Origin of the sequence: Mycobacterium sp. (assembly GCF_035314905.1) — a bacterium.
GTDB lineage: Bacteria > Actinomycetota > Actinomycetes > Mycobacteriales > Mycobacteriaceae > Mycobacterium.
Map to the genome: position 1 here is coordinate 1 of NZ_DATFYW010000243.1, position 12847 is coordinate 12847.

Sequence of the window (12847 nt, forward strand, 5' to 3'; positions counted from 1 at the left end):
GGCACGCTCAACGTCGCCTACAACTGCGTCGATCGACACGTCGAGGCCGGCAACGGCGACCGCGTCGCGATCCACTGGGAGGGCGAGCCGATCGGAGACAGCCGCACGCTGACCTACTCTGACCTGCTCAGCGAGGTGTGCCAGGCCGCCAACACGCTGAGCGGCCTGGGGCTGGAGGCCGGTGACCGCGTCGCGATCTACATGCCGATGATTCCCGAGGCGATCGTCGCGATGCTGGCCTGCGCGCGCCTCGGGGCGCTGCACAGCGTGGTCTTCGCCGGATTCTCCGCCTCGGCGCTGCGGGCCCGGATCGAGGACGCCGAAGCCAAGCTGCTGATCACCACGGACGGGCAGTACCGCAGGGGCAAGGCGGTCTCGCTGAAGGAGTCGGCCGACGAAGCGGTCAGCGGCCAGGACTCGATCGAGCATCTCCTCGTGGTGCGGCGGACCGGCATCGACGTGCCCTGGACGGAGGGCCGCGACCTGTGGTGGCACGACACGGTGGCCCAGGCATCAACCGAGCACACCCCCGAGGCGTTCGATTCGGAGCACCCGCTGTTTCTGCTCTACACCTCGGGCACGACGGGCAAGCCGAAGGGCATCATGCACACCACCGGCGGCTATCTGACCCAGGCGTCCTATACCCATCACCACGTCTTCGACGTGAAGCCGGAAAGCGACGTGTACTGGTGCACCGCGGACATCGGCTGGGTCACCGGCCACACCTACATCGTGTACGGCCCGCTGTCGAACGGCGTCAGCCAAGTGGTCTACGAGGGCACCCCGGCATCGCCGGATGAGCACCGGCACTTCCAGGTCATCGAAAAGTACCGCGTTACCACGTATTATACTGCTCCCACGCTGATCAGGACGTTCATGAAGTGGGGCCGCGAGATCCCCGCCGCCCACGACCTGTCCAGCCTGCGGCTGCTGGGGTCCGTCGGCGAGCCGATCAACCCGGAGGCCTGGCGCTGGTACCGCGACGCGTTCGGCGGCAACCGGACCCCGGTCGTGGACACCTGGTGGCAGACCGAGACGGGCGCGGCGATGATCTCCCCGCTGCCGGGCGTGACCGCGTGCAAGCCGGGTTCGGCGATGGCTCCGCTGCCCGGGATCTCCGCGAAGATCGTCGACGACGACGGCAACAAGATCGAGCCCAGCCCGGACTGGGGCGAGCATGTGACCGGGTATCTGGTGCTCGACCAGCCGTGGCCGGGAATGCTGCGCGGCATCTGGGGCGACCCCGAGCGGTTCAGGGAGACCTACTGGTCGCGGTTCGCCGAGCAAGGCTGGTACTTCGCCGGCGACGGCGCGCGCTACGACCCCGAGGGCAACATCTGGCTTCTCGGCCGGATCGACGACGTGATGAACGTTTCCGGACACCGGATTTCGACCGCCGAGGTGGAGTCGGCGCTGGTCGGCCACGCGCACGTCGCCGAGGCCGCCGTGGTCGGCGCCACCGACGAACACACCGGTCAGTCGATCTGCGCGTTCGTGATTCTCGAGGAGCACGCCAAACCGGCCCACGAGATGGTCGTTGAACTGAAAGACCAAGTAGCAAAAGAGATCTCGCCGATCGCCCGACCGCGGGAGATTCACGTGGTGCCCGAGCTGCCGAAGACCCGCAGCGGCAAGATCATGCGGCGCCTGCTGCGCGACGTCGCCGAGGGCCGCGAGCTCGGTGACACCTCGACCTTGCTGGATCCCGTTGTGTTCGAGGCGATCCGGGCCAGCAAGGCGGAGGAATAGCCTAGCCCTGGCCGACCGGCGCGAAGCCCGATCCGGGCCGGCCGCGGGCATTGACGTCGGTCAGCACCGCGTTCATCGATTCGGTCACCGCGGGCGTATGCAGCGGGATGTACTTGATGACGCACGTCGGCAGATCATTGCTGAAGGCGCCGTGGATCATGCCGACCAACTGGTTGCCGACGGTGACCGGCGCACCCGAGTCGCCGGGCTGCCCGCACACCTGATTGAGGATGGTGCCGGGCTGCTCGCCCGGGCCCCAGGTGACACCGCATGAGTAGCCGGTGGTCCGGCCCAGCTTGCAGGCGATCTGGCCGAACGTCGGGTCCGGCCCGACGCCGCTGATCAGGAAGTTGTCGTAGTTGTCGACCGGGACGACCTTGTCCGGGTCGAACTTGATCACCGCGTAGTCCAACTTGTCGTTGCCCGCGACCATCGCGCCCAGTGTTCCCGCTGCCGGGTTGGCCTCAGCGGCGACCTGAGCGCCCGGCCCCCCGCAGTGCGCGGAGGTGAACCCGACGAGATTGCCCTGGTTGTCGTTGCCGATCGTGGTCAGCGTGCAGAACGTGTCGCCGTCGATCACGATGCCGGCGCCGCCGCCCATCACGACCCTGCCGCCCGCCGCCGCGGCACCATGGGGAGCCAGCAGCGGTCCGGCCGACCCCGCCACAATCGCCGCCGCCGTCAACAGCCGGCGGTGCGCGGTCCTCAATGCAAGACTCCCGTCGACGATCACGACCCGCGGTGACCCGCCGTGGATTCTACCGGGGACACATCCGTAACTTCCGTAACAGTTTCGGTCGCGTCGGTGTGGGTAGGTCCCACGCAGCGCCGCGCGGCCGCTCTCGTCCCGGACCGCGACGCGTGGCAACATAACCCATCGAAAGCGGAGCTAGAGCGGGAGGAACCGGCCGTGAGCAATGGCAAGAACGGCGTGCCCAACACGATTACGTCGATCCCGCTGGCGGATCCTCACGCGCTGCCGGCCAACCCGTCCATCGGGGAGCTGGTCAAGGACGCGACCGCGCAGGTGTCGACGCTGGTGCGCGCCGAGGTCGAGCTGGCCCGCGCCGAGATCACCCGAGACGTCAAGAAGGGCATGACCGGCAGCCTGTTCTTCATCGCCGCGCTGGTGGTGCTGTTCTACTCGACGTTCTTTTTCTTCTTCTTCATCGCCGCGCTGCTCGACACCTGGCTGTACCGCTGGGCCGCGTATCTGATCGTGTTCGGGCTGATGGTCGTCGTCACCGCGACGCTGGCGCTGCTGGGCTACCTGAAGGTCCGACGCATCCGCGGGCCCCGGGAGACGATCGAGTCGGTCAAGGAGACCCGCGAGGTGCTGACCTCCCACGACCACAAGACCGGTGGTCAGGTCGCGGTCAAGGCCCCGGCGACCGGCCCCGGCGCTCGGACTGACCCGTCGGGCTGGTAGTGCCGCCACCCACCCCGTCGGTCGTGCGGATCGACGGGCCCTGGCGACATCTGGAGGTGCACGCCAACGGCATTCGGTTCCACGTCGTCGAAGCGCAGGCATCCGACGCCGGCAGGGCGGCTCCGGCGACGGCCCGGCCGCTGGTCGTGCTTCTTCACGGGTTCGGGTCGTTCTGGTGGTCATGGCGGCACCAGTTGCGCGGGCTGCGCGGCGCGCGAGTGGTGGCGGTGGACCTGCGCGGCTACGGCGGCAGCGACAAACCACCCCGCGGCTACGACGGCTGGACGCTGGCCGGCGACACGGCCGGGCTGATCCGGGCGCTGGGCCACTCGTCGGCCACGCTCGTCGGCCACGCCGACGGCGGCCTGGTGTGCTGGGCGACCTCGATGCTTCATCCGCGGCTGGTGCGCGCAATCGCCGCGGTCAGCTCGCCGCATCCGGCCGCATTGCGCGCGTCGGCGCTCACCCGCCGCGACCAGGGCCGGGCGTTGCTGCCGTCACTGATGCGCTATCAGGTGCCGATCTGGCCGGAACGCTGGCTGACCCGGCATGACGCGCGCCAGCTGGAGAACGTGGTGCGTGCCAGGGCGGGCGCGAAATGGCTCGATACCCAGGATTTCAACGAGACCATGGCGCACATGCGCCGCGCGATCCAGATTCCATCAGCAGCGCACTGTGCGCTGGAATACCAACGGTGGGCGGTGCGCAGCCAGTTGCGAAGCGAGGGACGCCGATTCATGAAGCTGATGAACCGCCAGGTCGGTGTGCCGCTGCTGCACCTGCGGGGCGATGCCGACCCGTACGTGCTTGCCGACGCGGTTCACCGCACGGAGCAGTATGCGCCGCAGGGGCGCTTCGTATCCGTCGCGGGCGCAGGACATTTCAGCCATGAAGAGGCTCCCGAGCTGGCCAACGAACAACTCATGCGATTTCTCGCACACGTGTATGGAGCGTCGCCGAACTAACCGACGCACGCACCGGTGGCGACCGGCTGCGTGCTGCCGATCCTGGCAAGTTGACGCGAAACCTCTTTGGCGGTCAGCACGAATCCGGTTTCGGGGTCGTCGACAGCGGCGCCGAACACCACGCCAAGCACCGTGCCGTCGAGGTCGACCAATGGGCCTCCCGAATTGCCTTGCCGCACAGTTCCTCTGATTGTGTACACCTCGCGCGTCACGGTGGTGGTCCGGTAGATGTCGGGCCCGTTGAGCTCGATGATCTCCCGGATCCGAGCGGGAGTGGCCGCGAACTCGCCGCCGCCCGGGTAGCCGAGCACCAGCGCGTTGGCGTCGGTCTGGGCGGGTTTGTCGGCGAACGCCAGTGGCTGCGACGGCAGGCTGGGCACGTCGAGGATCGAGATGTCCTCGTCTGGGTCGTACGACACCACCGTGGCGTCGTAGTCGGTGCCGCCGGCGTTGACGGTGACCGTGTCGGCCCCGGCCACCACGTGCGCGTTGGACATCACCCGGTTCGGCGCGACGACGAACCCGCTGCCCTCGAGCACCTTCTGGCAGCCCGGCGCCACGCCGCGGATCTTGACCACGCTGGGCTGCGCCGCGGCTACCACGGGGTTGCTCGCCAGGGTCGGGTCCGGCGCGCTGACCGCGATGATCGGGGTGCGGCCGAACGGCTGCAGCACGTCGGGCAGGCCGGAGGTGTTCAGCAGCGCGGACAACCGGTTCGGCACGGATTTGAGCCAACTCGGCGCGACCTCATCGACCTGGGCCAGCACCTTCGAGCCCCGCACGGCCGCAGCCAGATTCGGCTGCTGCGAGGACGTCAGCGGGGTGGCCAGCAACCACGCGGCGAGGAGGACGGCGACCAGCTGCAGGCCGACGCCGATCACCGAGTCGATCGTGCGGATGGCCCGGTGGCGGATCGCCCCGCGCACGGCCCGGCCCAGCACGACCCCCGCGACTTCACCGATGACCACCAGCGCCAGGATCAAGAACAGCGCCGCGAACAGCTTGGTGCGCGGCCCGCTGATGTGGCTGACGAGGTGTGGCGCCAGCAGCACGCCGGCCAGCGCACCGAGGATCACGCCCACGAAGGACATCAGCGAGCCCAACGCCCCCGACCGCCAGCCGGATACGGCGGCGATGAACGCGACCGCGAGCACCGCGATGTCGAGCCACTGTGACGATGTCATCGTTGGGCCTCACGGTAGTGGTCCGCCCCGCCGTTTCCGGAGTCGTCCCCAACCAAGGCCATCGCTTCGTCGAGTTCCCGGATGTCGTCGGCGTTCCAGGGCAGTGCCCAGCCGGCGACGTCGAGCATCGCGGAGATGACCTGGCCGGTGAATCCCCACACCAGCATCTCGTTGAGCAAGAACGCGGGGCCGGCGAAGCGACTCGTCAGCGTGCGCCGGTACACCATCAACCGGTTCTCGGGGTTGACGAACGCACGCACCGGGACGCGGGCCACCACCGCCGTCTCGGCTTCGTCGACCACCGAAACCGGCCCGGGATCCGGCGAATACGCCAGCACCGGAACGACATGAAAGCCCGATGGCGCGATGAACATCTTGTCGAGCGTGGCCAGCGGGCGAAGCCTGGCGGCGTCGATACCGGTTTCCTCGCCGGCCTCGCGCAGCGCGGTGTGGACGGGGCTGACGTCGCCCGGCTCGGTCGCCCCGCCCGGAAACGCCGCCTGGCCGGCGTGGTGCCGCAGCGTCGACGCCCGCACGGTCAGCAGCAGGTCGGCGTCGTCGGGCACGGCGCCGTCCGGGCCGGCCACCTCAGGCCCGGAGAACAGAACGAGCACCGCCGCGTCGCGGCCGGCGCCGGTGAGCGCCGCCGTCGCGTTCGCTGCGGTGACCATCGCGAGGACGTCGGCGGGCAGCCTGCGGCGGTACGCGGCCGGGACGCAGCCGACGTTGGCCACCAACGGTTTCAGCCACGGCGGCGCGGCTTCGGGCGTCAGCGCACCCGCTGAATCCGCTGCGCTCACCGCGTCGCTCCCGTCCGGTCAACCGCCGCCGCGATCTCGTCGGCGCTGGCGAACGCGCGCGGCAGGATTTGCGCAACGCTACCGTCCCCACGCAGCACCACCGTCGCTGGCATCACGTTCGGGACGTGCAACGCCGCCGCGACGCGTCGTGAACCGTCCTGCCAGGCCGGCAGCCGGACCCCGAGCGCCGCCAGCTGCGACAACGCCGCCGCCTGGTCCTCGTCCTGATGCACTGTGATCACCGTGATCTGCGGGCCGACCCGGCGCTGATATTCGGCCATCGCGGGCAGCTCGGCCGCGCAGGGAGCACACCAGTAGGCCCAGAGGTCGAGCAGCACGGGACGCCCGGCGACAGACCGCGCTGTGTCGACGGCGGCGCCGTCGGCCAGGCACTGCACGGTGACGCCGCGCAGCGCAGCCGGGCCGGGATCGGCGGCCGGGGGCGGGCAGGGTGGCAGAGCAGCCCGCCCGCGCAGCGCGGCGAGGTCGGCCGTGTCGTCGCGCCCCGCGGCGGCGGTGGGCCGCGGCGCGGAGGCCGGCGTCGTGTCTCGCAGTTCACCCACGAGCGCGACCACGATCGCGGCGACCGCGATCAGGACGGCCACCGTCCAGCGGGTCGACGTGCTCATGGTCCGGCCGCGACAGATGGTTTCAGAGGCCGGCCATCGCCAGCAGGTGTTCGGTCTCGGGGCCCTTGACCAACGCCGCGGCGATCTCCGGCTCGGTGGGCCCGATGCCGAACGACGGGCAGTCCTGGGCCAGCACGCACACTCCGCAGGCGGGGCGGCGGGCATGACAGACCCGGCGGCCGTGGAAGATCACGCGGTGGCTGAGGTCCGTCCACTCCTTGCGTTCAATCAGCTCGCCGACCGCCTTCTCGACCTTGACCGGGTCCTGCTCGGTGGTCCAGCCCCAGCGCCGCACGAGGCGGCCGAAGTGGGTGTCGACGGTGATGCCGGGGATGCCGAACGCGTTGCCGAGGATCACGTTGGCGGTCTTGCGCCCGACGCCGGGCAGCGTCACCAACTCCTCCATGGTGCCGGGAACCTCCCCGCCGAACCGCTCCACCAACTCCTGGCCGAGGTTGATCAGCGAGGCAGCCTTGTTGCGGAAGAAGCCGGTGGGGCGGATGAGCTCCTCGAGCTCGGCGCGGTCCGCCTGGGCGTAGTCCAGCGCGGTGCGGTAGCGCTTGAACAGCGCCGGTGTGGTCAGGTTCACGCGCTTGTCGGTGCTCTGCGCCGACAGGATGGTCGCCACCGTGAGCTCCAGCGGATTGGTGAAGTCCAGCTCGCAGTAGACGTGTGGAAACGCCTGCGCCAGTTTTCGATTCATGCGGCGGGCGCGCCGAATCAGGCCCAGCTTCGTCTCAGCCGCCCATTTTCGGGCCGGCTTGGCAACCACGGTCACGTTGCAAGGGTACTGACGGTGGCATTTCGTGATCCCGCTGAGACCTTCGTTGTGTTTACTTGCTTTCCGTGTCCTGGCTCCTCGTGGCGTTCATCCCTGCGCTGCTGATGCTCGCCACATTTGGTTTGGAGCGCCTGGAATCGAGCCTGAACCGCGACGCTCTCCAGGCCTCCGAGGTGGCCGAATTCCTGGAGCGGGCCCAGCCCTCGGAGGTCAACACGCTGGTCCGCGACGGCATGCCCGAGGCACTGGACTGCTTCCACCGGCGCCGGACACAGGCGGCGAACTATCCCGCCCTGGCATCACGGACGAACGGCCAGGGCCGACTGAATCCGCAATTTCACGGGACCAGACAGGCCGGTTCTGTGTAGCGTCGGTCACGCTGAGTACACGCCGCCACTAGACTGATCTCGCTAACCATGTGGCGGTTTGTCCGCGCGTGTCAAACCACCTGACAGCTTAAGAGGGGCAACGTGGACGAGATCCTGGCCAGGGCCGGAATCTTCCAGGGTGTCGAGCCCAGCGCCGTGGCTGCGCTGACCAAGCAACTTCACCCAGTCGACTTTCCGCGAGGTCATACCGTTTTCGCCGAGGGAGAACCCGGGGACCGTCTGTACATCATCATCTCCGGCAAGGTGAAGATCGGCCGCCGCTCGCCCGACGGCCGCGAGAATCTGTTGACGATCATGGGGCCGTCGGACATGTTCGGAGAACTGTCGATCTTCGACCCCGGGCCGCGCACGTCCGGCGCGACGACCATCACCGAAGTGCGGGCGGTGTCGATGGACCGTGACGCGTTGCGGGCCTGGATCGCCGACCGTCCGGAGATCTCCGAGCAGCTGCTGCGCGTGCTTGCGCGCCGGCTGCGCCGCACCAACAACAACCTCGCCGACCTGATCTTCACCGACGTGCCCGGCCGAGTCGCCAAGCAGCTGCTGCAGTTGGCGCAGCGGTTCGGCACGCAGGAGGGCGGCGCACTGCGCGTCACCCATGACCTGACGCAGGAGGAGATCGCCCAGCTCGTTGGCGCCTCGCGGGAAACCGTCAACAAGGCGCTGGCCGACTTCGCGCACCGCGGATGGATCCGGCTGGAGGGCAAGAGCGTGCTGATCTGTGACTCCGAGCGGCTGGCGCGCCGAGCGCGATAGGGATCGCGCGGGCCACCAACACCGAGCGCGGTAGGGACCGCGCGCGCTATCCGGGGCGCAGGTAGTCGAGCTGGGCCTGCACCGACCATTCGGCCGCGCCCCACAACTCCTCGTCGACGTCGGTGTAGACGTGCTCGACGATCTGGCGCGCGGTGGCGTCCTCGCCGAGGACGCGCAGGGCGTCGCGCACCTGGTTCAGCCGTTCCTCGCGGTGCCACAGGTACATGTCGGCGGTCGCGACCAGGTCGGGCAGGTCGGGGCCGTGGCCCGGCAGCACGGCCCGATTGCCGAGGCCGCGCAGGCGGCGCAGCGACTCCAGGTAGTCGCCGAGGCTGCCGTCTTCGGTGTCGATGACGGTGGTGCCGCGGCCCAGCACCGTGTCGGCGGTCAGCACCGCGTCGTCGAGCACGAACGACACCGAGTCGGCGGTGTGGCCCGGGGTGGCCATCACCTTGATGCGGAGCCCGGCGGCGTCGATGACCTCACCGTCGGCGAACGGCCGTCCGCCAAGACCTCGCAGGAACCCGGTTCCCGCCGCGCGGACGGGCGCCCCGGTGATATCGACGAGCTGGTCGATGCCGTCGGTGTGGTCGCCGTGCCGGTGGCTGATCAACACCAGTGCGACCTTCGCCACTTCGGCGACGCGCCCGATGTGCTCGGCGTCCTCGGGGCCGGGGTCGACGATCACGACCTCGTCGCTGCGCGGGCCGGAAAGGACCCAGGTGTTCGTGCCTTCCAGCGTCATCAGACCCGGGTTGTCGGCCAGCAGCACCGACGCCGAACCGGTCACCCGCCGAAGCCGCCCGTACGCGGGGTGGGTCAGCTCCTCGTGCACGTGTCAGGACACCTCGACGACGGCCTCGACCTCGACCGGCGCGTCGAGCGGCAGCTCCGAAACGCCGACCGCCGAACGGGCGTGCGCGCCTGCGTCGCCGAAGACCTCACCGAACAGCTCCGACGCCCCGTTGATCACCCCGGGCTGGCCGGTGAAGCCGGGCGCCGACGCGACGAAACCGACCACCTTGACGACCCGCGTCACGGTGTCGATGCCGACCAGCGCGTGCACCGCTGCCAGCGCATTGAGCGCGCACAGCCGGGCCAGCCCCTTGGCATCCTCGGCCGTCACGCCCGCGCCGACCTTCCCGTTGCTCACCAGCTTGCCGTCCCGCAGCGGGAGCTGCCCGGCGGTGTAGACGAGGTTGCCCGTGCGTACCGCGGGCACATAGGACGCCAGCGGCTTGGCGACGTCCGGCAATTCGATGCCCAGTTCGGCCAGCCGGGCCGACGCGCTCATTTCGGTCGCTTGAGGTAGGCCACGTGCTGCTCGCCGGTGGGGCCAGGCAGCACCGAAACCAGCTCCCACCCGTCGGCGCCCCACTGGTCGAGGATCTGCTTCGTCGCGTGGGTCAGCAGCGGCACCGTCGCGTACTCCCACTTCGTCGGTTCGCTCATTGGCTCACCCTAACCGCGGCCAGGCCGATCACCAGCGTTGGTTAGCATGCAGTCGTGGCAACCACACCCGAGTCGGGGGCAAACGTCGGCTGGCCCGCGAGGCTGCGAAATGCGCGCCTGCATTTCGTGACCGGCAAAGGCGGCACCGGCAAGTCGACGACCGCGGCGTCGCTCGCGCTCGCGCTGGCCGCGGGCGGTCGCAAGGTACTGCTGATCGAGGTGGAAGGCCGCCAGGGCATCGCGCAGCTGTTCGACGTGCCGCCGCTGCCCTATCAAGAGGTGAAGATCGCCACCGCCGACCGCGGCGGGCAGGTCAACGCGCTCGCCATCGACATCGAGGCCGCGTTCCTGGAATACCTCGACATGTTCTACAACCTCGGCCTGGCGGGGCGCGCCATGCGGCGCATCGGGGCCGTCGAGTTCGCCACCACGATCGCGCCGGGGCTGCGCGACGTGCTGCTGACCGGCAAGATCAAGGAATCGGTGGTGCGCACCGACAAGTCGCGACTGCCGGTGTACGACGCGGTCGTCGTGGACTCGCCCCCGACCGGACGCATTGCCCGGTTCCTCGATGTCACCAAGGCGGTGTCCGACCTGGCCAAGGGCGGCCCGGTGCACTCCCAGGCCGACGGCGTGGTCAAGCTGCTGCACTCCGAGCAGACCGCGATCCACCTCGTCACGCTGCTGGAGTCGCTGCCGATGCAGGAAACCATCGAGGCCATCGACGAGCTGCGGAGGCTGGGCCTGCCGATCGGCAGCGTGATCGTCAACCGTGGGCTTCCGGTGTACCTGCAACCCGACGATCTGGCCAAGGCGGCCGAAGGAGACATCGACGCTGACGCGGTGCGGTCTGAATTCGCCACCGCCGGAATCAAACTCAGCGACGACGAGTTCGCCGGCATCCTCACCGAGACGATCCAGCACGCGACCCTGCTGAATGCCCGTGCCGAGACCGCCGAGCAGCTCGACGAGATCGCGGTGCCGCGCCTCGAGCTTCCCAACATGGCCGACGGCATCGACCTCGGCAGCCTGTACGAAATGGCCGAAATACTTGCACGCCAGGGGGTTCGATGAGCACCACACCGCCAACCCTGGACATGGCCGACATCCTGACCGACACCAGCAACCGTGTGGTGGTCTGCTGCGGCGCCGGCGGGGTCGGCAAGACCACCACCGCTGCCGCGATGGCGCTGCGCGCGGCCGAATACGGCCGCACCGTCGTGGTGCTGACGATCGACCCGGCCCGCCGGCTCGCTCAGGCCATGGGCATCGACGATCTGGGCAACTCGCCGCAGCGCGTTCCGCTGGCACCGGCTGTGCAAGGTGAGTTGTACGCGATGATGCTCGACATGCGGCGCACCTTCGACGAGATGGTGACGAGCTACTCCGGACCCGAACGCGCACAAGCGATTCTGGATAACCCGTTCTACCAGACCGTGGCCACGTCACTAGCCGGGACGCAAGAATACATGGCGATGGAAAAGCTCGGCCAGTTGCTCGCGCAGGACAAGTGGGACCTGATCGTCGTGGACACCCCGCCGTCACGTAACGCGCTGGACTTCCTCGACGCACCGAAGCGGTTGGGCAGCTTCATGGATAGCCGCCTGTGGCGGCTGCTGCTGGCTCCCGGCCGAGGCATCGGCAAGCTCATCACCGGCGCGGTCGGGCTGGCGATGCGAGCGATTTCGACCATCCTGGGGTCGCAAATGCTCTCAGATGCATCGGCTTTCGTGCAGTCGTTGGACGCGACGTTCGGCGGCTTCCGCGAGAAGGCCGACCGCACCTATGAGCTTCTGCGGCGCCGCGGCACGCAGTTCGTCGTGGTGTCAGCCGCCGAGCCCGACGCGCTGCGCGAGGCGTCGTTCTTCGTGGACCGGCTGTCGCGGGAAGGCATGCCGCTGGCCGGACTGATCCTCAACCGGACGCATCCGACGCTGTGCTCGCTGACGGTCGAGCGTGCCGTAGACGGCGCCGAGGAACTGGAGGCCGAAGATCCCGACTCGCTGGCCGCGTCGGTCTTGCGCATCCACGCCGACCGTGGCCTCACCGCCAAGCGCGAGGTGCGGTTGCTGTCCCGGTTCACCGGCGCCAACCCACACGTGCCGATCGTCGGGGTCCCGTCGCTGCCGTTCGACGTCTCCGACCTGGAGGCGCTTCGCGCCATCGCCGACCAACTCACCGCCGCCGGGGAAGCGGCGTAGCAAAATCCGGAAAGCGCTCTAGACCGCGCTGCGGTGCTTGCGCTGGGCGGCGAAGAACTCGGACCAGGAAACAACCTCGGGGTGCTGCTTGAGCAGCGCGCGCCGCTGGCGCTCGGTCATGCCGCCCCAGACGCCGAACTCCACGCGGTTGTCGAGGGCGTCGGCGCCGCACTCGGCGATCACCGGGCAGTGCCGACAGATCACGGCCGCTTTGCGCTGCGCGGCGCCGCGGACAAACAACTCGTCGGGGTCAGAGGCTCGACACAATGCTTGGGAAACCCACGCGATGCGCGCCTCGGCCGCTGCCTTATGAACCGAATTCGTCAGGGTGCTTGTCGTCGTCCTCCGCGCAGCGGGCCGTGTAGCTGACACCAGCGCTCCCCTTCGCTCGGCCGCCATGACGGCGGTTCCCGGGGCGCCGATCGCACGATTGCGATCTACGCCACATTCCTCAGGTAACTGTTACCTGAATCGCATTGTGTGTCCAAACTAGGTGGTCAGGTATCGATTGC

16 protein-coding genes are annotated in these 12847 nt (G+C 68.9%); 7 read left to right on the top strand and 9 right to left on the bottom strand.

Going from position 1 to position 12847, the window contains the following annotated elements; genetic code table 11:
• Positions 1-1749, top strand: a 1749-nt coding sequence (acs, locus tag VKG81_RS20650) for an acetate--CoA ligase (RefSeq protein ID WP_324398588.1), incomplete at its 5' end; no start/stop codon positions are given.
• A 1-nt stretch (position 1750) separates the two neighbouring features.
• Here acs and VKG81_RS20655 read toward each other — a convergent pair.
• Entirely contained in the window at positions 1751-2458 is a 708-nt protein-coding gene (locus tag VKG81_RS20655) for a S1 family peptidase (protein WP_324398589.1), read from the bottom strand.
• A gap of 201 nt (positions 2459-2659) precedes the next feature.
• Here VKG81_RS20655 and VKG81_RS20660 point away from each other — a divergent pair, with 201 nt between their 5' ends.
• A complete protein-coding gene (locus VKG81_RS20660; protein WP_324398590.1) occupies positions 2660-3178 on the top strand; it encodes a phage holin family protein in 519 nt (172 codons plus the stop codon).
• Positions 3178-4143, top strand: a complete 966-nt coding sequence (locus VKG81_RS20665; protein WP_324398591.1) for an alpha/beta hydrolase — start codon at positions 3178-3180, stop codon at positions 4141-4143. The genes VKG81_RS20660 and VKG81_RS20665 overlap by 1 nt, the downstream gene beginning before the upstream one ends.
• Here VKG81_RS20665 and marP read toward each other — a convergent pair.
• From marP to nth, 4 genes are read right to left on the bottom strand one after another with little or no spacing between them, the layout of a single operon-like run.
• Entirely contained in the window at positions 4140-5327 is a 1188-nt protein-coding gene (gene marP / locus VKG81_RS20670; RefSeq protein ID WP_324398592.1) for an acid resistance serine protease MarP, read from the bottom strand. The genes VKG81_RS20665 and marP overlap by 4 nt on opposite strands.
• Positions 5324-6127: a CoA pyrophosphatase gene (locus tag VKG81_RS20675; RefSeq protein WP_324398593.1), complete on the bottom strand. Its 804-nt coding sequence runs from the start codon at positions 6125-6127 to the stop codon at positions 5324-5326. Before VKG81_RS20675 ends, marP begins: the two co-directional genes overlap by 4 nt.
• A complete protein-coding gene (locus VKG81_RS20680) occupies positions 6124-6756 on the bottom strand; it encodes a TlpA disulfide reductase family protein (RefSeq protein WP_324398594.1) in 633 nt (210 codons plus the stop codon). Before VKG81_RS20680 ends, VKG81_RS20675 begins: the two co-directional genes overlap by 4 nt.
• Before the next feature lie 22 nt (positions 6757-6778).
• Complete coding sequence (gene nth / locus VKG81_RS20685) at positions 6779-7459, bottom strand: endonuclease III (RefSeq protein WP_324398617.1); 681 nt, start codon at positions 7457-7459, stop codon at positions 6779-6781.
• Positions 7460-7641: 182 nt separating this feature from the next.
• On the opposite strand from nth, the gene VKG81_RS20690 reads away from it, so the two are divergent.
• Together VKG81_RS20690 and crp are read left to right on the top strand one after the other, a co-directional pair.
• Positions 7642-7905: a hypothetical protein gene (locus tag VKG81_RS20690; RefSeq protein WP_324398618.1), complete on the top strand. Its 264-nt coding sequence runs from the start codon at positions 7642-7644 to the stop codon at positions 7903-7905.
• 102 nt (positions 7906-8007) lie between these two features.
• Entirely contained in the window at positions 8008-8682 is a 675-nt protein-coding gene (crp, locus tag VKG81_RS20695) for a cAMP-activated global transcriptional regulator CRP (protein WP_324398595.1), read from the top strand.
• A gap of 46 nt (positions 8683-8728) precedes the next feature.
• On the opposite strand, the gene VKG81_RS20700 is transcribed toward crp, so the two are convergent.
• From VKG81_RS20700 to VKG81_RS20710, 3 genes are read right to left on the bottom strand one after another with little or no spacing between them, the layout of a single operon-like run.
• Positions 8729-9517 (bottom strand): MBL fold metallo-hydrolase, encoded by a 789-nt coding sequence (locus VKG81_RS20700; protein WP_324398596.1) that lies wholly within the window; start codon positions 9515-9517, stop codon positions 8729-8731.
• A 3-nt stretch (positions 9518-9520) separates the two neighbouring features.
• Positions 9521-9976: a RidA family protein gene (locus VKG81_RS20705; RefSeq protein ID WP_324398597.1), complete on the bottom strand. Its 456-nt coding sequence runs from the start codon at positions 9974-9976 to the stop codon at positions 9521-9523.
• Complete coding sequence (locus VKG81_RS20710) at positions 9973-10134, bottom strand: DUF4177 domain-containing protein (protein WP_324398598.1); 162 nt, start codon at positions 10132-10134, stop codon at positions 9973-9975. The genes VKG81_RS20705 and VKG81_RS20710 overlap by 4 nt, the downstream gene beginning before the upstream one ends.
• A gap of 54 nt (positions 10135-10188) precedes the next feature.
• Between VKG81_RS20710 and VKG81_RS20715 the strand changes: the two genes are divergently transcribed.
• Together VKG81_RS20715 and VKG81_RS20720 are read left to right on the top strand one after the other, a co-directional pair.
• Entirely contained in the window at positions 10189-11208 is a 1020-nt protein-coding gene (locus VKG81_RS20715) for an ArsA-related P-loop ATPase (protein ID WP_324398599.1), read from the top strand.
• On the top strand, positions 11205-12335 hold the full coding sequence (locus tag VKG81_RS20720; RefSeq protein ID WP_324398600.1) for an ArsA family ATPase: 1131 nt from the start codon (positions 11205-11207) through the stop codon (positions 12333-12335). The genes VKG81_RS20715 and VKG81_RS20720 overlap by 4 nt, the downstream gene beginning before the upstream one ends.
• Before the next feature lie 18 nt (positions 12336-12353).
• On the opposite strand, the gene VKG81_RS20725 is transcribed toward VKG81_RS20720, so the two are convergent.
• Positions 12354-12707 carry a WhiB family transcriptional regulator gene (locus VKG81_RS20725; protein WP_324398601.1) on the bottom strand — a complete coding sequence of 118 codons (354 nt, stop codon included), beginning with the start codon at positions 12705-12707 and terminating at the stop codon, positions 12354-12356.
• Between the last annotated feature and the right edge of the window lie 140 nt (positions 12708-12847).

Coding starts and splice junctions, on each gene's coding strand:
- VKG81_RS20720 (WP_324398600.1), top strand. CDS start 11,205: ATGAGCACCACACCGCCAACCCTGGACATGGCCGACATCCTGACCGAC.
- VKG81_RS20705 (WP_324398597.1), bottom strand. CDS start 9,976: ATGAGCGCGTCGGCCCGGCTGGCCGAACTGGGCATCGAATTGCCGGAC.
- marP (WP_324398592.1), bottom strand. CDS start 5,327: ATGACATCGTCACAGTGGCTCGACATCGCGGTGCTCGCGGTCGCGTTC.
- VKG81_RS20690 (WP_324398618.1), top strand. CDS start 7,642: ATGCTCGCCACATTTGGTTTGGAGCGCCTGGAATCGAGCCTGAACCGC.
- VKG81_RS20680 (WP_324398594.1), bottom strand. CDS start 6,756: ATGAGCACGTCGACCCGCTGGACGGTGGCCGTCCTGATCGCGGTCGCC.
- nth (WP_324398617.1), bottom strand. CDS start 7,459: ATGAATCGAAAACTGGCGCAGGCGTTTCCACACGTCTACTGCGAGCTG.
- VKG81_RS20710 (WP_324398598.1), bottom strand. CDS start 10,134: ATGAGCGAACCGACGAAGTGGGAGTACGCGACGGTGCCGCTGCTGACC.